This is a genomic window from Novosphingobium kaempferiae (assembly GCF_021227995.1).
Classification (GTDB): Bacteria; Pseudomonadota; Alphaproteobacteria; order Sphingomonadales; family Sphingomonadaceae; genus Novosphingobium; species Novosphingobium kaempferiae.
Genome location: NZ_CP089301.1, coordinates 769,945 through 789,419, shown reverse-complemented (window position 1 = coordinate 789,419; position 19,475 = coordinate 769,945). Strand labels below are relative to the sequence as shown.

12 protein-coding genes are annotated in these 19,475 nt (G+C 62.0%); 10 read left to right on the top strand and 2 right to left on the bottom strand.

Annotated features, from left to right (window positions below; genetic code table 11):
• Positions 1–45 precede the first annotated feature (45 nt).
• From LO787_RS03800 to LO787_RS03775, 6 genes are all read left to right on the top strand, one after another.
• Positions 46–2,763, top strand: coding sequence for a TonB-dependent receptor (locus LO787_RS03800; protein WP_232494536.1), 2,718 nt, complete (start codon positions 46–48; stop codon positions 2,761–2,763).
• A 48-nt stretch (positions 2,764–2,811) separates the two neighbouring features.
• Entirely contained in the window at positions 2,812–4,515 is a 1,704-nt protein-coding gene (locus tag LO787_RS03795; RefSeq protein ID WP_232494535.1) for an arylsulfatase, read from the top strand.
• A 105-nt stretch (positions 4,516–4,620) separates the two neighbouring features.
• On the top strand, positions 4,621–5,982 hold the full coding sequence (locus LO787_RS03790; RefSeq protein WP_232494534.1) for a sulfatase family protein: 1,362 nt from the start codon (positions 4,621–4,623) through the stop codon (positions 5,980–5,982).
• Between the two features lie 227 nt (positions 5,983–6,209).
• On the top strand, positions 6,210–8,918 hold the full coding sequence (locus tag LO787_RS03785) for a TonB-dependent receptor (RefSeq protein WP_232494533.1): 2,709 nt from the start codon (positions 6,210–6,212) through the stop codon (positions 8,916–8,918).
• Positions 8,919–8,923: 5 nt separating this feature from the next.
• A complete protein-coding gene (locus LO787_RS03780; RefSeq protein ID WP_232494532.1) occupies positions 8,924–10,222 on the top strand; it encodes an MFS transporter in 1,299 nt (432 codons plus the stop codon).
• Between the two features lie 42 nt (positions 10,223–10,264).
• Positions 10,265–12,217: a glycoside hydrolase family 2 protein gene (locus LO787_RS03775; protein WP_232494531.1), complete on the top strand. Its 1,953-nt coding sequence runs from the start codon at positions 10,265–10,267 to the stop codon at positions 12,215–12,217.
• An 862-nt stretch (positions 12,218–13,079) separates the two neighbouring features.
• On the opposite strand, the gene LO787_RS03770 is transcribed toward LO787_RS03775, so the two are convergent.
• Positions 13,080–13,892 (bottom strand): SDR family NAD(P)-dependent oxidoreductase, encoded by an 813-nt coding sequence (locus LO787_RS03770; protein ID WP_232494530.1) that lies wholly within the window; start codon positions 13,890–13,892, stop codon positions 13,080–13,082.
• A 323-nt stretch (positions 13,893–14,215) separates the two neighbouring features.
• On the opposite strand from LO787_RS03770, the gene LO787_RS03765 reads away from it, so the two are divergent.
• The 4 genes from LO787_RS03765 (at position 14,216) to LO787_RS03750 (ending at position 18,543) form a co-directional block, all read left to right on the top strand.
• Positions 14,216–15,544: a cytochrome P450 gene (locus LO787_RS03765; protein ID WP_232494529.1), complete on the top strand. Its 1,329-nt coding sequence runs from the start codon at positions 14,216–14,218 to the stop codon at positions 15,542–15,544.
• A gap of 59 nt (positions 15,545–15,603) precedes the next feature.
• Positions 15,604–16,356 carry an SDR family NAD(P)-dependent oxidoreductase gene (locus LO787_RS03760; protein ID WP_232494528.1) on the top strand — a complete coding sequence of 251 codons (753 nt, stop codon included), beginning with the start codon at positions 15,604–15,606 and terminating at the stop codon, positions 16,354–16,356.
• Between the two features lie 91 nt (positions 16,357–16,447).
• Positions 16,448–17,497 (top strand): NAD(P)H-dependent amine dehydrogenase family protein, encoded by a 1,050-nt coding sequence (locus tag LO787_RS03755; RefSeq protein WP_232494527.1) that lies wholly within the window; start codon positions 16,448–16,450, stop codon positions 17,495–17,497.
• Complete coding sequence (locus LO787_RS03750; RefSeq protein ID WP_232494526.1) at positions 17,494–18,543, top strand: phosphotransferase family protein; 1,050 nt, start codon at positions 17,494–17,496, stop codon at positions 18,541–18,543. Before LO787_RS03755 ends, LO787_RS03750 begins: the two co-directional genes overlap by 4 nt.
• A 50-nt stretch (positions 18,544–18,593) precedes the next feature.
• Here the strand turns inward: LO787_RS03750 and LO787_RS03745 are convergent, their stop codons facing one another.
• Positions 18,594–19,274 (bottom strand): TetR/AcrR family transcriptional regulator, encoded by a 681-nt coding sequence (locus LO787_RS03745; RefSeq protein ID WP_232494525.1) that lies wholly within the window; start codon positions 19,272–19,274, stop codon positions 18,594–18,596.
• Positions 19,275–19,475: the final 201 nt, after the last annotated feature.

The window sequence follows — 19,475 nt, the reverse complement described above, 5'->3', positions numbered from 1 at the left end:
GGGACAATAAGCACTCAAGTCGTTAAACAGGGGAGAATTTCCAACGTGACCGCTCGTAAAGTTCGTTTGTTCCTGACTGCCGTCGGCCCGGCTCTTGCACTGGTGACGCTGGCCGATACATCCTCGGCGCAGGAGGCGGCAGTGCCGCAGGGTGTGCGCGCCGAGGCTCCGGCAACAGGGGAGATTGTCGTCTCGACCTTCCGGGCCAGCCTTGAAACGGCGCAGGCGGTCAAGGAGGACTCGGACCAGATCGTCGATTCGGTGGTGGCCGAGGATATCGGCAAGCTGCCCGACGTGACCGCCGCGGAATCGCTGGCGCGTGTTCCCGGCGTGCAGGTCGACTGGGCGCAGGGCGGCGCTTCAGGCGTGCGCGTACGCGGCCTGCCGGACCTGACCACGACCTACAACGGGCGAGAGATCTTCACTGCCGAAGGGCGCTCGGTCGCGTTGCAGGACTTTCCGGCCAGCACGATCGCGCGGATCGACGTCTTCAAGTCCGCCAGCGCCAACCTGATCGAGCCGGGCATCGCCGGGCTCATCGACGTGCGTTCGCGCAAGCCGCTGGATTTCAAGGGCGACCGCATCGCCGGAGGCATCAGCGGGCTGCACTGGTATCAGTCGCAGAAGATCGGACTCGACGCCAATCTGCTGGTGTCCAAGCGCTGGAATACCGGGATCGGCGACATCGGGTTCCTGATCGAAGGCTCCTATGCCGACGTGAACTTCCTCGATTCCGCACGCAACGTCAGCCAGACCATCCTCAACCGCAACGTGCAGGGGCTGGGCGTCATCCGCTACCCCTCGTTCGTCAACATCGACTACCCGACGGCCAACCGCTTCCGCCCCTCGGTCGCCTCCGCGCTGCAGTGGCGGCCGAGCGACCGGCTGGAATTCTACGCCGACTTCCTGTTCCAGGGTTTCCGGGGCAAGGGATCTGGGCGCAACCTGCAGATCAACTCGGGTGACGCGGCGGTGCTGTCGGACATCGAGTTCTTCCCCGGCACCAACCTCGTCAAGAGCATGACCGCAAGTGCCGGCGGGATCCCAACCGGCGCGCAGAACGTGATCGATGCGAAGACGGACACCTACCAGGGCGGCGGCGGTTTCATCTGGAAGGGCGACCGGCTGCGCGTCACCGGCGATGTCGCCCTGACGGACTCCACCTATACCCAGTACAGCTTCGGCATGAACTATGCGCTGCGCACGCAGCCGACACGTCACTTCGAGTTCGACGCCGATGCGGGCGATGGCGGCGGCACCGTCACGCTATCGAACTTCGATCTGTTCGACCCGACGAACTACCGCATGTCGGGCCTTAACGAGAACGGCGTACGCAATCACGGGCGTGACGTGCAGGCGCGGCTCGATCTCGACTACAAACTCGATGCCGTCGGTATCTCCAACATCCAGGCCGGTGCGCGCTTCAATACGCGCGACGCGGAATCCTACACCTACACTCGCAGCGCCACTGCGCCCGCCGGGTTGTTTTACAACACCCTGCCGCTCGACTACGCTCGAGTCCCACCCGGCTTCCGGGGTGACGATGCGGCAGGCATCCGGACGTTCCTGACGCCCACCCGCGGCAGCATCGTCGAGAACATGGACACCCTGCGCGGGCTGGTCGGCTGGGCCGCCGGGCGTCCGCAGTTCGGTGATCCGGTCTACTATGGCAACGAAAAGGCCTATGCCGGTTACGTGCAGGCGCGCTACGTCTTCGATGTGGCGGGGATGCCCCTCGACGGCCTGTTCGGCCTACGCGCGATCCGTACGGAGGACACGATCCACGGTTTCAACCGCGCTACCGCGAACGGGGTAACCACCGTCACGGCCGTCACGCGTGAGAATGCCTACAACGATTTCCTGCCCAACGTCAGCGCGCGCCTGCGGATCATGCCCAAGCTCCAGATGCGCCTGGCCTACACCCACACCCGCAGCCGTCCCGCGTTTGGCCAACTCAATCCTTCACTCACTATCGGTGCGCCATCGCCGGTCTGCAACACGGAGCCGACTTCGCCGGACTGCGTGCGCACGGCAAGCGGTGGCAATCCCGATCTCAAGCCGATCGACTCGAAGAACTACGATGCCTCGCTTGAGTGGTATTTCAACCGCAGCGGTTCGCTCACCGTCGGCGCGTTCCAACGCGACGTGGAAGGGTTCATCTCGAACTTCACCGTCGATGTCGAGGATTCCGAGTTCGGCCGTCTGCGCATCACCCAGCCGTTCAACGGCGGGAAGGGCCGGTTGCGCGGCGTCGAGGCTGGGTTCCGCACGTTCCTTCGCGCGCCCTTCTTGCCCGAATGGACGCAGGACTTCGGCGTCCTGGCGAACTACACGTACATCGACCATGCATCGCAACTGCCCGAGGATCTCGCCGCGACGCTGCCCGGTATGCAGAAGATTGCAGGCGTTTCCAGCCATCTCGCCAACCTTGCCGCCTTCTACGAAAAGCCGGAGTTCTCGCTGCGCGTTTCGTACAACTACCGGTCCAGCTACGTCGTCAGCTATGGCCGGGTGAACGATCCGGCGCTTGGCGCGGGCGTGCTGGGGCCGACGCTGCCGGTGGTCGAGGACGGGCGCGGCATCCTCGATTTCTCGGGCACGGTGAACCCGACCGAGAGCATCACGCTGTCGTTCACCGCTTCGAACATCCTGGGTGCGGCGGCGACCAACCAGCGCCAGTTCAACGCCGAGGGACAGGCTTATCCGTGGCAGACCCGCTTCCTTGAGCGCGTCTATCGCCTGGGCCTGCGTTTCCGCTTCTGAGCATCGGCGGGAGGCGGTTCGCACCTGAACGGAGATGGAGAACAGCGCATGAAGACGACGAAACGCATGGCCCCCTTTCTGCAAAGTCTGGGCGGTGCAGCCATCGGGCTTGCCGCCTGCGTCCTGCCGGCGCAGGCGGCGGACAAGCCGCAGCCGACGCGGCCCAACGTCGTCGTGATCCTGCTCGACGACGTGGGTTTCTCCGACATCTCCAGCTTCGGCAGCGAAGTGCCGACGCCGAACATTGATGCGCTGGCGAATGGCGGGTTGTCGTTCACCCAGTTCTACAACACCGCGCGATGCAGCCCGTCGCGGGCCTCGCTGCTGACCGGGACATACCCCCACCAGGCCGGGCTGGGCCATCTGGAGGGCGTCGACATCCCCGGATCGAAGGGCCTCCGCAGCAAGCTGCTGGACCGCGTGGTCACGCTGGCAGAAGTGGCGAAGTCGACGGGCTATTACACCGCAATGGCGGGCAAGTGGCACGTCGGCATCGGCCATGGCGTCGGCCCGTGGCAGCGCGGTTTCGACCGGTCGCTGACTTCCGCCTTCGGCTCGCTCTACTATCCCGGTCAGGCGCAGCCCCCTGCGACGCGCTTCCTGTACATCGACGGAGAAAAAGTGCCGACCCGCTCGCCAAGCGTGGGGAAGGGCAGATGGTACGCTTCCGACATGTTCGTCGAGTGGCAGACGAAGTTCGTCCATGAGGCGCAGGCGCAACGCAAGCCGTTCTTCCTCTACATGCCGTTCACCGCCGCACATTTCCCGCTGATGGCCCCGCCCGAGGACGTGGCGCGCTTCAAGGGCCGGTACATGCGCGGCTGGGAAGTGATCCGGCGCGAAAGGTTCGAGCGGCAGAAAGCGCTGGGTATCATCGCCGCCGACGCCGAACTGCCGCCGCCGTTGCCCAACACGTACGATTGGGACAAGCTGTCCGCCGCCGACAAGGACAGCTTCGACACAATGATGGCGGTCTATGCCGCCGTCATGAGCCATGTGGACCGCTCGATCGGCACGCTGGTCCGGAACATCGAGCAGGCCGGAGAACTCGACAACACGCTGATCCTGTTCATGTGCGACAACGGTGGCAATGCGGAGAGCGGCCCCGATGGCAGGCTGGCGGGCAAGGGCGCTCCGGGCAGCGCGCAGTCGAACGTCTGGGCCGGGATGAACTGGGCGACGCTCCAGAACACGCCCTTCCGGTACTTCAAGCATTTTACCGAGGAAGGCGGCATCGCGACGCCGTTCATCGCCTATTGGCCGCGCGGCATCGCACCTGCGTTGAGGGGAACCAAGGTCCGCGATCCGGGGCACCTGATCGACGTGATGCCGACGCTGGTGGACGTCACCGGTGCAGCGTATCCCGCGAAGTTCGGCGGTCACGAGATCATCCCGATGCAGGGGCGTTCGATGGCCCCGGCGTTCTCGGGCAAGCCGCTGAGCCGGGACAGGCCGCTGTTCTGGGAGCACGAGGGCAACCGGGCGGTCCGGGACGGGCGCTGGAAGCTGGTCGCGCGGTTCCGCCAGCCGTGGCAGCTTTTCGACATGAACGCCGACCGCGCGGAACTGCATGACCTTGCCGCCGGAGAGGCGGACCGCGTCGTCCGCATGGCGCGCCAGTGGGATGAGTGGGCCGCCGCAAGTGACGTCGATCCGTGGGACGAGGCTTACGACAACCATCTCAAGAGCCGCGTACGCATGAACTGGGGCGGAGCCGACACGATCCAGCGGCCCGAAGCAGTGGTAAAATAGAACGCGACACGGACGTTACCAGCAAAAACGGGGAGATATCGGATGCCAGGGTTCAGAAAGCGTCACCTTCTTCGGTCGTCGACCATGCTTGCCCTTGCGCTGTCATTGGCAGGACCGGCGATCGCGCAAGAGGCCACCGCCGATCCGGCCGCAAGGCCTAATCTGGTGATCTTCCTGGCGGACGATCTCAGCTATGCCGACGTTCCGATCGGTGGCGATGCGAATGCGCGGACCCCGGCGTTGCAAAGACTGGCGTCTGAAGGCGTATCGTTCGACCGGGCCTTCGTCGCTTCGCCCGCTTGCGCGCCGAGCCGCGCCGCGCTGCTGACCGGGCTGATGCCCGCCCGCAACGGCGCCGAGGGCAATCACGACCGCGCGAACGCCGCGATCCGCAAGCTGCCATCGTACCTGCAGGAGCAGGGCTACGAGGTCGTCGCCTTCGGCAAGGTTGCGCATTACCAGCATAGCGGCACTTACGGGTTCGACTATTACGCCAACGACACGTTCCACGATCACAAGGGTATCCCTGCCGCCGCAGAATGGCTCAAGGCGCGCAAGGACAAGCGGCCGCTGGCCCTTTTTGTCGGCACCAACTGGCCGCACGTTCCTTGGCCGCGCACCACCGAGGGCTATGACCCCGCTGCCATGAAGCTGCCGCCCAAGACTGTCGACACGCCGATCACCCGCGATGCCCGCGCGCGCTTCTATGCCGCGGTCTCGCGCATGGATCAGGACCTTGCCGCGACCATGGATGCGGTCGATGCGGTGCTCGGTAAGGATACTTTCGTGCTCTATTCGACGGACCATGGCACCCAGTGGCCGTTCGGCAAGTGGAACCTCTACGATACTGGCACACGGGTGCCGATGATCGTGCGCTGGGGCGGACACGTAAAGCCGGGCACGCGGACTGATGCGATGGTGAGCTGGGTGGATATCCTGCCCACGCTCGTGCAAGTGGCCGGCGGCAAGGCGCCCGCGGGCATCGACGGCATTTCCTTCGCCGGGGCGCTCGGCATGGAGCACGGGCCGGTGGGTCGCAAGGAGATCTTCACGACGCATAACAACGACGTCAGGGTCAACGTCTTTCCTATGCGCAGCATCCGTACCGACCGCTGGAAATACATAGAGAACCTGCACCCCGACTGGACCTACACCACCCATATCGACCTCAAGGTGCAGCGCACCGATTCCGGTGCCTATTTCCCGTCCTGGCGTGAGGCCGCCGACAAGGATCCCGCAGCAAAGGCCGTGGTCGACAGCTATTACAGGCGTCCGGCGGAGGAACTGTACGATCTTCAGGCAGACCCGGATGAGAAGCTGAACCTGGCGACCGACCCCCGTTACGCGAAGCAGTTGTCGGCATTGCGCAACCGCTTGGCGGCGTGGCGCAAAGCGCAGCACGACGAAGGCGTGGTGCCGGTGCAGCCGCGACTGGAGCGTGGCCCCATGGAGGGCGAGGGCGAATGAACTCAGCGGCAGTAGCCAATACGGTTGCCGAGCTATCACTATTATAATATTTATATTTTAAGAATCGCTCAAAATTGCGATCGGGCGCGAAAGGCGCCGAACAAGGGGAGAGATTTATGCGGAGTATTCTGCTTGGCGCCGTGTCAATTACAGCGGTCTTCGTTTTCATTTCGGGTGCTGCTGCTCAGGAGACGACGCCCTCGGAAAGCACGGCGCAGACCGGGAGCGTGAGTGCCGACGTGGGTGCCGATGGGGTCGCGGACGGGGGGCCGGACATCATCGTCACCGGCGTTCGCCAGTCGCTGGAACGCGCTGCCGAAGTGAAGCGCAATGCCGTGCAGGTGGTCGATTCCATCGTCGCGACGGACATCGGCAAGCTGCCTGACCCGACCGTTGCCGCTGCCCTCCAGCGCGTTCCCGGCATTCAGGTCCAGAACGACCGCAACAACGAACTGTCCACCGTGCGCATTCGCGGCCTGACCGATATCCTCACGACCGTGAACGGGCGAGAGGTCATCACCACCACCGGGCGCGGCTTCGACCTGCAGGATGTTCCGGCTGAGGCGCTGGCGCGGATCGACGCCTTCAAGTCGCAGACATCGGACCAGATCGAGGGCGGCGTCGCCGGTGCGATAGACCTGCGGCTCAACCGCCCGTTCAGCTTCCGCAAGCCGACCCTGGTGCTTACCGCGCGCCAGAACTACGCGACCATCGCCGATGCGAGCAACCCGCAGTTCGGTGTGCTCGCGGCCGGCCAGACGGACACCTCCATCGGCGAGATCGGCGCACTGATCAATGTCACATATTCGCAGGCGGAGAACATCCGCAGCGTCACCAACCTGGGAGAACGCCGCTATTCGGGCGGAACACCCCTCGACGTGCCGGGCCTGCTGATCCCGCAGGTGCTGCGCAACATGCCCGATGTCGGAGACATCACCCGCGTCCAGGCCAACGCCGCCGTGCAGTGGCAGGCCACACCTTCGCTCCAGTTCTATGCGGATGGCCTGTATACGAAGTTTCGCAGCACGACGGGCTTCGTCGGCTTCAACCCGCAGCCCTTCACCAACGGTTCGCGAATTTCGGAGATCACGCCCAGCGATTACTGCTTCGATGCCCGCGTCAACGCCGGTGGCACCAATCCGCAACTCGTCAACAATGCCGACGGCACCGTGGGTATTCAGCCTTTCACCGTGCAGCGGGTGTGCGAACTGAAGAGCGCACGTTTCGACAACGTCGTCATCAACCAGAACAGCTCTTCGGAAGACGTCACGCAGCGCAACAAGATGATCGCGGGCGGCCTGAATTTCGAGCAGGACCGGGCCAAGCTGGTGCTTGACGTGGCATACCAGACCTCGCGCTCGTTCCTCCAGAACTTCAACGCTGAAGTCGGGCAGCGCGTGCCGACGGTCTTCGTCGAATTCAACGATCACAACGGCCCGTCGTTCACCATCGACCCGTCGATTCCATTGAGTTCGGAAAACCTGTCGCTGCGCAACTCGATCAACCAGAACTACACGCTGGGGCAGGGCAAGCTGTTCCAGTCTCGCCTTGACGGGGAGTACGAGGTCGGCGGCATCCTGCCCAGGATCAAGGCGGGCCTGCGCTACGCAAAGCGCGATGCGCGGTTCCAGGAAGTGCGCCAGACCAACACGGTGCAGTCGATCGGCTTCGGCAACATCGGCACCCCGACCGAAGTGAACGCGCGGCTGATCTCCAGCCTGCCGCTCTCGCCCGACTTTCTCAGCATCATCGGCGTGGCGCCACGTCTGAACGGCGGCGTACCGTTCCTGGGAGTTAACCCTGCGTACCTGCGTTCGGAACGTGGACGTAACGAACTGCGTTCGCTGTTCGGCCTGCCGCTGCGCCAGCCGGACTTCGATCCGACGAAGGAATTCAACGCTCATGAAACCACGTATGCGGGCTATGTGGAGGGATCCTACGAGATTCCGCTGGGTTCGCTGACCCTCGACGGCGTCATTGGCACCCGCGTCATCCGGACTGAGCGCACAATAGCCGGGTTCGAGCGACAGGGGGCGACACTCAGCCCGATCACCGCGAAAACGTCCGATACCGACATCCTTCCCTCAGCGACCGCGCGTTTGCAATTTCCGGGGTCTTTCCAGACGCGCGTGACGTATTCCCGCTCGATCCGGCGGCCCGACTTCGCCTCGCTCAATCCCAGCGAGTCCCTGACGCTGGTAGGCAACGTGTTCCTGCTCAACACCGGCACGCGCGGAAATCCCGCGCTGAGACCGCAGAAGTCGGACAGCATCGACATCACGGCGGAATACTATTTCCGCAGCGGCTACATCTCGGTGGCCGGGTACTATCGCTCCATCAAGGATCGCGTCGTCACCTCGAACACGCAGGAGACGATCGACGGTTTGAACTACCTGATCTCGACGCCGCGCAACGTGGGGTCGGTCGATCTCAAGGGCGTGGAAGTCAGCGCGCAGTATTTCTTCGACTTCCTGCCCGGAGTGCTGTCCGGACTGGGCGTGCAGGGCGCTTTCACGATGGCCGATTCCAAGATCAAGGGTGACGACAACCTTGCCGGCTATCCTCTGGTCGGGGTATCCAAGTACAACTACACGGCAGGTCTGCTCTACGACAAGCACGGGTTGAGCGGCAGGCTGATTTGGACCCACCGTTCCAGCTACATCAACGCCGACAACACCGGCGGCGTCGCGCTGCGGCCGTTCGACGCGGACCGGGTGAACGATCCTTATGTGCCGGTGTTCCTGACATATGTGCGCCCTGCCGGTCGCCTGGACTTCAGCATCGGCTACGATGTGACCGAGGCCCTGCGTCTGGACATCGGCGGCACCAACATCCTGCGCAGCAAGACGTCGAGTTACTGGGGCGACAAGCGCGTGGTCTTCCAGCTCAACGGGGACGAGACGGTATACAGCCTCGGCGCGCGGGTGAAATTCTGACCGGCATGGCAAGTTGCAGCTCTTCCGAACCGCCCGCGCCGCTGGAAGACATCGGCCGGATCACGCTCCGGCGCATCACCTGGCGCCTGATGCCTCTGCTCTGCCTGCTGTATCTCGTCGCCTACATCGATCGGCAGAACGTTGCCTTCGCCAAGCTCCAGATGGTCGGCGACCTCGGGCTCAGCGAAGCGGCGTACGGGTTGGGATCGGCGCTGTTCTTCCTGGGCTACTGCATCTTCGAGATCCCCAGCAACCTGATCCTGGAGCGGGTCGGGCCGCGCCTGTGGTTCGCGCGGATCATCGGGGGCTGGGGGCTCGTCACGCTGGCGCTGGCCTTCGCATGGACACCTGCGAGCTTCTATGCGCTGCGCTTCCTGCTCGGTGTCGCAGAGGCCGGCTTCTTTCCCGGGGTGCTCTATCTGCTGACCTTGTGGTTTCCGCAGGGGCAACGGGCAAGGGCGATCGGCCTGTTCTTGCTCGCGAGCACCTTTGCCAACGCGGTAGGCGCCGGGCTTGGTGGCCTGCTGCTCGAACTCGACGATGTCGGCGGCCTGCGCGGTTGGCAATGGGTTTTCATCGCCACTGCGGTTCCCGCGCTCCTGCTGGTCCCCCTCGTGCTCACCCGGTTGCCGCGCCGCCCGGAAGACGCACCCTGGCTGACCGGGCAGCAGAAGGCATGGCTGGCGTCTACACTGGCGGCGGAAGGTGGATCGCGGGATCATGGCAACCCCTTGCGCGCGCTGGGCGATCGCCGCGTCATCGTGCTGTGCCTGGCCTTCGTCGGCTTTCCGCTTGCGGCCTATGGCCTGAGCTACTGGCTGCCGACCATCGTTCGCGGGTTCGGCGTCGGCGACGCCACCAACGGGTTGTTGAACATGATCCCCTGGCTTGTCGTCGCAGCTGCCCTGTGGGGCCTTCCGGCCCTGGCGGCGCGCAGTTCGGGGTTCCGCCGCTTCATCGTCGCCCCGGCTTTCCTCGGAGCTTTCTGTCTGGTGATGACGACGGTGGTGCCATGGCCGGCGCTGCAATTCGCGGCGCTGTGCGTCGCGGCCGCCGCGATCTTCGCCGGGCAGCCTTTCTTTTGGGTGCTCCCCGGCCGTTTCCTGAGCGGGGCCGCTGCGGCGGCCGGGTTCGCCGCGATCAACTCCGTGGGCAATCTCGGCGGGTTCTTGGCCCAGACGATCATTCCCCGCATTCACGACGCCACGGACAGCGATCTTGCGCCGATGCTGTTCCTGGCCACCATGCTGGCGCTGTCGGGCTCCGCCATTTTCCTGACAGTGCGCCTTATTCCACGCTCCTAGCGTAATTTCATTCGTTTCATTTGCACCATCAAGGAGGATTGGATGTTTCGCTCTTCACTGTTGTTGGGGGTCGCGCTCATCCTCGGCATTGGCCAAAATGCCGCCTATGCACAGACTGTCTTGCCGCCTGCGGCATCGGTTGGCGGCGAACCGAGCTATGTCGGCCCGATCATGACCCGCTGGGGTAAGGCGGTCACCGCCGAGAATGCCTGGCGCAGCTATCCCCGCCCACAACTGGAGCGGGACACCTGGATGAACCTGAACGGCCATTGGGATTACGCGATCCGCCCCGCGAACGCGCCGCGACCGGAAACCATGGACGGTAAGATTCTCGTCCCCTTCGCGGTTGAATCCCGGCTGTCCGGAGTGGCGCGCAAGCTGCTGCCGGGAGACCGGCTTTGGTACAAGCGCACGTTCGCTCTCCCGGCAAAATGGCCGGGCCAACGAACGCTCCTGCATTTCGGCGCGGTCGACTTTGAGGCAACCGTCGTCGTCAATGGCGCCATCGTGGGCAGTCACAAGGGCGGCTCCGACCCGTTCAACTTCGATGTGACGGCCTACCTGCGCCCTGGCGACAACGAACTCGTCGTGCAGGTGACCGACCCGACTTCGACCGGCGACCAGCCGCGCGGCAAGCAGACACTTGATCCGCAGGGCATCTGGTATACGGCAGTAAGCGGGATCTGGCAGACCGTGTGGCTGGAGCCTGTGGCCGACCTTCATATCGCCGATCTGCGCGCGGTGCCGGACATCGACAAAGGCGAATTGACCATCGATGTGGCGCTCAGTGGCACTACCACGCCCGCCGATGCCGTTCGCGTCACCGCCCTCGACAAGGGCAAGGTGATCGCGAGTACGGTGATGCGCGGCAATCGCCAGGTAAAGCTGAAGATTCCGGGCGCCCGGCTATGGTCGCCCGACGATCCCTATCTCTATGATCTCAAGGCCGAACTGGTGAAAGTCGCACCTCCGCAGGGCGGGGCGGGCGGCAGGCCCGGCTTGCCGCCGATGACCACCGAGGAGCGGCAGGCCTACGCGAAGGCATCTGTCGTGGGGGAACCTTTGGATACCGTCAGAAGCTATTTCGGCATGCGCAAGATTTCCACCGGCATCGACCCGAGGACCGGCAAGTTGGCGCTCCTGCTGAACAACAAGCCGTTGTTCCACAACGGTACTCTCGATCAGGGATGGTGGCCCGAAAGCTTGCTGACCCCGCCGTCGGAAGAGGCCGCACGAAGTGACATCGTCTTTCTCAAGAAGGCGGGATTCAATATGCTGCGCAAGCATATCAAGGTTGAGCCCGCGCGGTATTACTACGATGCAGACCGTCTCGGCATCCTGATCTGGCAGGACATGCCTTCGGGAGCCTTGGGTGATCAGGCCGTGCGCCGTGGCAGCGAATGGCAGACGACGTTCTCCTCGGCGGGCATGGCCCAGTACCAGCAGGAACTGGCGCGGATGATCGGCGCCTTGCGGGCGTTCCCCTCGATTGTGATGTGGGTCACCAATAACGAAGGGTGGGGGCAATACGATGCGAAGACCGTTGGTGGTATCGCAAAGAGCATGGACCCCAGCAGGCTGGTCAATACCGCGAGCGGGTGGCTCGACGTGGCGGACAGCGGGTCGGACGTTTACGATATACACACTTACGAGGAAGTGCCCCTTACACCTGGACAACAGGCTGACAGGCCGATCGTGACGGGAGAATACGGCGGCGTGGGCCTCCCGGTTCCGGGTCATGTGTGGTTCACCGATCGCGACGCGCGCATCTATCAGTTCGCTGCCGACACCGAAGATTTCCGGCGGCGCTACCGGATCAAGTTCGATGCCATCGTTCGTCAGGCGAAGGAGAACGGGCTCGCGGCATCCGTTTATACCGAAACGACCGATGTGGAAGGAGAGCTGAACGGGCTCTTGACCTATGATCGTATGGTCGAAAAACTCCCAGCCGAGGAGTACGCGCGCATGGCGGGTCCTTTATTTATCGGGAAATGAATAGGTGATGTTCGAGTTGGGGTGCAAACCCGCGACGCCAATGTTTCCCATGGCGGCTCTCCCGATCGGCAATTTGCCGTTTGCCTCAGCTATGCTTATGCCGGAAGCCGACCCGCATCTATCTGGTGCATGCGACCGGTAAGCTGAACTTCCGAAATCGGCCAGCCATTCCGGTTCCCTGCCGCTGCTTGGGTCACCCAGAATGTCCGGTGTTCGGTTGAAAGTCGCCCGTTCGACGCTGATCCGGGAATGACGGCAATGTCCCAGGCCCTGCCAATCCCTCTACGCGACCGATCCCGATGGCGAGCCGGAGGAGAAGCAAAGGCTCGAAGACTACGGCCCCGGCGGTTTCCGCAGCCTCCCCGCGGGCCTGCGTTCGACGAAACTGAGGCTGGGCGTGGTCTTCATGGCGTGTTCCGCAATATGCTTCTCTGTTGTAGCGTGGGCGGCGCATCCGATCCAAGGCTGGATCAGGCAGGCTCCGGTGCGGCAGGCCCGTTTGAACCAGGGCGCGGGCCTCGTGTTTATTGTGCTGGCCGCAAAACTTACCTTGGCGTGATTGCCTCCGCAGGTGGGCCTTCCAATTTCATCATGGCTATCGAGACAACCATTTAATGGCAGCTACCGGCTGCTCGCTTTCGTGGGCCCAAGCCGGGCAGAATCAACTCAAATACGCAATCCGCCTTGATAAGCGCTCAATACCGAAGGTCTCCTCTCTGCCATCGGCCGCCAGGCCGATGGCGCTGGCCGATCGACAACGACATCAGCGTCATCATGACCGACAGGCAGAAGGTGCTCTTGGGAAGGCCCGAGCACCGCTGAGCTGATCCTGATCTTATAGCGGTGCTCGAACGGCACCTTTCTATGCGGCAATCCCACCATCAAGCAGAAGTGTGCTGCCAGTCATGAACATCGAAAGATCGGAAACACAGAACAGGATGGCACGCGCAATATCATCCGCAACACCGACACGGCCGAGACGGCTGGCGCCAATTCCCGGGATCGGGCTATTCTTGACAGTTTCCTCGTCCCAATGGGCTATGAACATGGTCTTTTCCGTCAGGGAGAACCCTGGGGCGACGCCCAGCACGCGTATAGCCTTAGGGCCTAGTTCGATGGCCATCTGCCTGGTGAGACCAACAACTCCGTGCTTTGAAGCACAATAGGCAGCCTGGTTCTCCGAAATTCCCATCACCCCGGCCAGAGAGGCGACGTTTACGATGACCCCGCCGTTTCCATCGGCGATCATGTGACGGGCCGCTTCGCGAGCACCGACGAAGGTGCCACGAAGGTTGATGCCGGTCACCTTGTCGAATTCTTCCGGCTCCAGTTCGAGCAGAGGAGTGAACGAAGGCACGCCCGCATTGTTAACCCAGATATCCAGCTTGCCGAATGCGCTTCGCGCGAGTTGAGCCACCGCAGCGATCGATTCGACATCACTGGCATCCATACGCGCAGAAATTACATTGGCGCCGTAAGCGGCCGCAATCTCGCGAGCAGTTGCCGCACCGCCTTCTTCATCAATGTCTGCGATCAGGACGGAGGCGCCGGCCTCCGCGAGCCGCCGAGCGGTCGCCTTGCCCAGCCCCCAGGCGGCACCGGTCACCACTGCACCGCGTCCGCTTAGGGAAATAAGCTCACTGATGGAGTGACGCGAAACATCCTGTACTTTCATGGACCACCTCCTGAACTGCTCTCATTAGCCATTTGGCGTTAAATCTGCCCTGACACGCACACGGGCCCGGAGGGTCTCCTGACGTGAGCACCATGGAGTCGTCTATGCAACCATAAATTGCATAGATTGACCCACTGTATGGTGTCGTCACCATTTTCGACACGCCAGTCCATCATCGCGGGGGTGAAGAATCGACCCCGTCGGAAGGGAAGTGGATCGTCACCAGCTCGTCGCCATTGACGACTTCGATTTCCATCACCTATGCAATCACAAGTTGCATAGATTCGCGCTCAAGCGCGACGTAAGGGTTAGGAGTGGGTCAGATGCAGGCCATGGAAGAGCGCGATTATTTCACTGACTACGAAATCCTGAAGGATCCATACGCGTTCTTCGAGGCCATTCGCGCGCATGGGCCTGTCTATCAGCCTCCCGGCCGGGATTACCTGATCGTCACGGGATTCGATGAAACGTTGGAGGTCCTCAAGAACACCGTGGACTATTCGGCAATCATCGGGTTGCAGGGCGCCGCGGCGCCACTGCCGTTCGAACCTTCCGGACCAGACATCACCAATGAGGTCGAGGCTCATCGGGACCAGTTCCTGGGGGGAGACCTGCTGGTCAATTACGATGATGAACTGCACACCAAGATGCGTTCGCTTCTCAACAAGCTGTTCACGCCTTCGCGGCTGAAAGCGAACGAACAGTTCATCGAGGAGTATTCCGACAAGATCGTCAGAGAAATGGTCGCCAAGGGCGGTTGCGAGATGATCTCAGAGGTGGCGACACCTTTCGTTACCCTCGTGATTGCCGATTTGCTAGGAGTTCCGGCCGAGGATCGGCAGTTGTTCATGGACGTCATTGAAGCCGCGCCGCCCCCGGGTAGCCTCGATGCAGGGCAGAACGACTTCTCGTCAGCGACCCACCCGCTGGTGGTGATGGGTGGCTACTTCGCTGGTTACATTCAGGATAGGCGCGCCAACCCGCGCGAGGACATCCTTACCGAATTTGCGCATTCGACGTTTCCGGACGGAAGCATTCCCGACCTCAACGAACTGGTAAAGATGGCGACTTTCCTTTTCGGTGCCGGGCAGGACACGAGCGCCAAGCTGCTCGGAAACTCGATCCGCTACATCACCGACCAGCCCGGACTGCAGGCAAAGTTGAGGGCCGATCCGTCACTGATCCCGCAGTTGCTTGAGGAAGTATTGCGACTGGAAGGGTCGACCAAGCAGACGGCAAGGCTCGCGCGCCGGGATACCCGCGTTGGCGGTATTGAGATTCCGGCAGGCACCAAGCTGCTCCTTTCGCTGGCTGCAGCCAATCGAGATCCGAGGCGCTGGGACAGTCCCGAGGACTTCAAGCTCGATCGTCCGCGGATCAAGGAACATGTGGCTTTCGGGCGCGGCAAGCATGTTTGCGCCGGTGCGCCATTGGCCCGGGTTGAAGTACGCGTCATACTGGAGAAATTCCTCGCGCTTACCTCCGACATCGACCTTGACGAGACGGTGCACGGCCCTCGCGGGAACCGTGATCTCAATTACGACGCGAGCTTCATCGTCCGTGGTCTGTCTGAGCTTCGAGTCAAATTGAAGCCCGCTCCGAGGGTTGATCTCACCGCGCTCGCTTACGGCCTCGGCCTCAAGGAAGACTGACGAGCCGGTGTTGTCGCCTTTTAGGCCCACAGAACAGAAACAATTGGAAGAGGCATTTCATGACAGAGGATCGCGTCGTCGTCGTGACCGGCGGTGCATCGGGCATCGGCCTTGGCATCACGCAGCTCTTCGCCCGCAAGGGGCATCCCGTGGCGATGCTCGACGTTCAGGAGGATGCGCTGGAGCGCGAAGGGGCCGCCCTGCGTGCTCAAGGTGCAAACATACTAGCCCGAAAGGTCGACGTCTCCAAGCGGGAAGAAATCGAGGCGGCCTATGCGGTAATTCGCAACCAACTGGGCAAGATCGCCATTGTCGTGGCGAACGCCGGTATCTCTGAAGGGATCCCGTTTCAGGATGTGTCAGTCGAGATCTGGCAGCGCATGGTCGACATCAACCTCACCGGGGTCTTCCATACCGTCCAGGCATCGCTGCCCGACATGCTCGAAGCGAAGTGGGGGCGCATCATCACGATTTCGTCTCATGCTGCCCAGTCGGGCGCTGCGGACCGAGCACATTATTCGGCGGCCAAAGGCGGCGTCATCGGCCTGACAAGGGCTCTTGCACGCGAGTTCGCGGCTCACGGGATCACGGTGAATACGATTCCGCCATCGGTCGTCGCCACGCCGATGGCGGACCAGGGCATTGCGGCGGGGACGTTCCCGCCATTGGACGTGATTTCGCAGCACATTCCCATCCCGCGACCAGGCACGCCGGAGGACATAGCGGCAGCGTGCGAGTACCTCGCCTCGGACGGGGCCAGTTACGTCACTGGACAGGTCCTCGCAGTCAATGGCGGCATGTTCATTGGTTGAGGGCGGCGCTCAACTATCCTGATTAGAAGCCGCGGGCGTTGCGGAGTGAAAAGCAGCGTCGCCCCTTTGCTGCCCTGAAGGAGACAGAGTGATGACCCAGCGTTCCGTGAACAGGCCCATTCGCGTGGTTCAATGGGCCACCGGGACAGTCGGGAGTGCGGCTATGCGCGCCGTCCTGACACACCCGGATATGGAACTCGTAGGCGTCAAGGTCTATTCCGAAGCCAAGGAAGGCGTGGACGCAGGCACACTCTGCGGGTTGCCGGAAGTTGGCTTGCCTGCCGTGCGCGATCTCAGGTCCATCATCGCCCTGAACCCGGACTGTGTTCTCTATATGCCAGAGCGCACCGATTATGACGATGTCTGCGCGCTCCTCGAGCACGGGATCAACATTTCCTCGACCCGCGCCGAGTTCTTCCATCCCGCGAGCATGCCCACAGACGTTCGCGCAAGGATCGAGGCTGCTTGTGCAGCGGGAAACAGTTCGCTGCACACTTCGGGCAGTAGCCCGGGTTTCATTACTGAAGCGCTGCCGATCGTCCTGCTTTCGCTTTCCCGCAGGCTGGATTTGCTGACCATCGATGAGTTCGCAAACTGCATCGACGGCTGCTCTGAGGAGATGCTGCTTGGGGTCATGGGCTTCGGGGAAACGCCGGAGGCGTTCGCGGCACGCCAATTCTACGAGCGCGATGAAGTCTTCAATCACTCGCTTCTCGCACTTGCGGAAGCGATCGGCATCGCAATCGATGGCTTCGAGGTGACCAGCGAGGTCGCGCTTGCCATGGCCCCGACAAGGCTGCACGAAACGTCCATCGCCGCCGGCACGATCGCGGGCCAGCGCATGGTGACCACCGGCTTGCGCGATGGCCAACCGGTCCTGCGGTTTCGCTGCAACTGGTTTGTCACGCAAGACATCGACAAAGCCTGGGACCTGCGCGCTGACGGGTGGAGGGTCACTGTAGAGGGCGATACGCCGTTCGAAATCAGCATCGGGTTTCCGATCCCGGAGGATAAGCGGCGGACAGTCCTGCCCAACCTCACCGCGCACCGCCCGGTCAATGCGATCCCCTATGTTTGCGCAGCATCCCCCGGAATACTGACGACGGCGGATCTGCCACAGGTTGTGGCCCAATTGTCATGACCACTGACGAGAGAAGCACCGGCGTACCGATACCTGCCACGATGGAGGAGGCTATCGATCCCGATTGGCTATCCTCTGCGCTCGCAGGTTTGTCGGGCGGTGCGCCAGTAGTGTCGGTCGAGTTGGCGGAGGTTATCCGCACGATGGCATCAAAAGTGCGCATCCGGGTTCGTTTCGAGAATACGGCGAATATCGAGCACGCCTTTTGCCTCAAGGCGTTCTGGGGAACTCCCGGTGGCGGCGGATTGACCACAATTCGGGAAGGCAGGTTCTATCGTGAGATCGCGCCGCTCACCACCATGCGCCTTCCGACCGTGCCGGCGATACTGCTCGACGAGGAACGAGGCGAAGGCATCCTCGTTATGGACGATCTGGTGGTCGCAGGCGCGCGCTTCTGCACGGCGCTGGAGCCGTTCACACCGGAACTTGCGGTACAGAGCCTCGACCAACTCGCTCGCCTGCACAGCCTCACAGCACCGCTGGAAACCACCGACTGGCTTCCCAATCGCATCGAAGCCATCGCGGCCCGGCCACACTATTCAGCAGAGCGCCTCCAGGCGCTGCTTGATGACGGCAGAGCCTCCGGTCTACGATCCCGTACGCGAAGCGCAGGCCTGGTGCACGACGCGATGCGCTCGCTTGCGGTCCGCAACAGAAGCAAGAGCCGAGGGCTTGTCCACGGTGACTGTCATGCCGGAAACCTGTTCCAGCTCCCGGACGGGCTGGGTTTCACCGACTGGCAACTCATCCAGAAAGGGCACTGGGCACTTGATGTGGCCTACCATATCAGTGCGGTGCTGACAGTTGGCGAAGCGGAGATCCATGAAAAGGCACTGCTTCGCGAGTATCTCGCGCTGCTGGAGAGGCACGGCGCTGCTGCTCCTGACTGGGACGAGGCCTGGTCGGACTATCGGGCCGCGCAAATCTATGGATACTATCACTGGGCGATTACGACACGTGGCGAGCCACCAGTTATGAAGATCTTTACGGAGCGGTTAGGGGCATCTGTCGAGCGTAACCAGACATTTGACATCTTGGGCATCTGACGAACCAACCGCCCGCTCCACTGTTGCGCCCATGGCAACAGTACACCTAATCACTCAGAAGTTTTCTTGACGGTTCTCTTGGGCTTCCTCGCCGGACGAGCGATCGCACTCATAATCAGCTCGTTGAGAATCTCGGCGATTTGCTGAGGTGAATATGAGTCCTCTTCTGTGGTTAGCCACCATGAAATCGTTTCGACGATGATCGCAGTACTGCATATGATCGAAAGATCGTGCGGAAGCCATGTCTTTCGGCCAGTATATTCGGAAGCGACTGTTTTCGAAAGCTTGATATAGCGATCTCGCATGATGCCGCTGGCACCGCCAGTCAGCAGCGCCGACCACAAGGTTCGGTTGGCACGGACATACTCACACAGCGCGATGTAGCCTTCAAGGCCGTGCCCGGAGGGGATCGATGCGGCCACGAGCCGATCAATTTCGTCCTGCGCGAGGTAATCGAAAAAGGCCCTCTTATCCGAATGATGACGAAAGAATGTCGTATTATTGACGCCGGCTTCTGCAACTATCTCGCGAACCGTTATCTCATCGAAATCCTTCTGTTCAAGAAGCCTGAAAAGAGCGTTTCGTAACGCCAAGGCGCTGCGTTGCTGCCGTGGGTCCGTTCCCCTTGACGGGTTCGCTTGCAACAATCTATGCACCTCCAAGTTGCTTAGATTGTGCAACTCCGAATCGCTTAGTTGAGGTGACGATGTCTGGCTCTTGGCGGCTTTCACGGGTTCGGCTCCTAGCTTCTTCCAACGTTGAAGAAGCAGCGCCGCTCGTTCGTCAATCGCTAAATGCGCGGACAGCCAAGTAGCGCCCTTGGCGCCATTGGGCTGAAAACCCGAGAGCTAAACGGATGACAATCAACGATCATCCGCAATGAAAACCCTTAGTTTTCAGGATATGGGAGAGAGACTTTGAGCCTTCGTGGA

Excerpts from the sequence above, each read along its gene's own strand:
- LO787_RS03795 (WP_232494535.1), top strand. The coding sequence starts at position 2,812 with ATGAAGACGACGAAACGCATGGCCCCCTTTCTGCAAAGTCTGGGCGGT.
- LO787_RS03780 (WP_232494532.1), top strand. The coding sequence starts at position 8,924 with ATGGCAAGTTGCAGCTCTTCCGAACCGCCCGCGCCGCTGGAAGACATC.
- LO787_RS03775 (WP_232494531.1), top strand. The coding sequence starts at position 10,265 with ATGTTTCGCTCTTCACTGTTGTTGGGGGTCGCGCTCATCCTCGGCATT.
- LO787_RS03770 (WP_232494530.1), bottom strand. The coding sequence starts at position 13,892 with ATGAAAGTACAGGATGTTTCGCGTCACTCCATCAGTGAGCTTATTTCC.
- LO787_RS03765 (WP_232494529.1), top strand. The coding sequence starts at position 14,216 with ATGCAGGCCATGGAAGAGCGCGATTATTTCACTGACTACGAAATCCTG.
- LO787_RS03760 (WP_232494528.1), top strand. The coding sequence starts at position 15,604 with ATGACAGAGGATCGCGTCGTCGTCGTGACCGGCGGTGCATCGGGCATC.
- LO787_RS03755 (WP_232494527.1), top strand. The coding sequence starts at position 16,448 with ATGACCCAGCGTTCCGTGAACAGGCCCATTCGCGTGGTTCAATGGGCC.
- LO787_RS03750 (WP_232494526.1), top strand. The coding sequence starts at position 17,494 with ATGACCACTGACGAGAGAAGCACCGGCGTACCGATACCTGCCACGATG.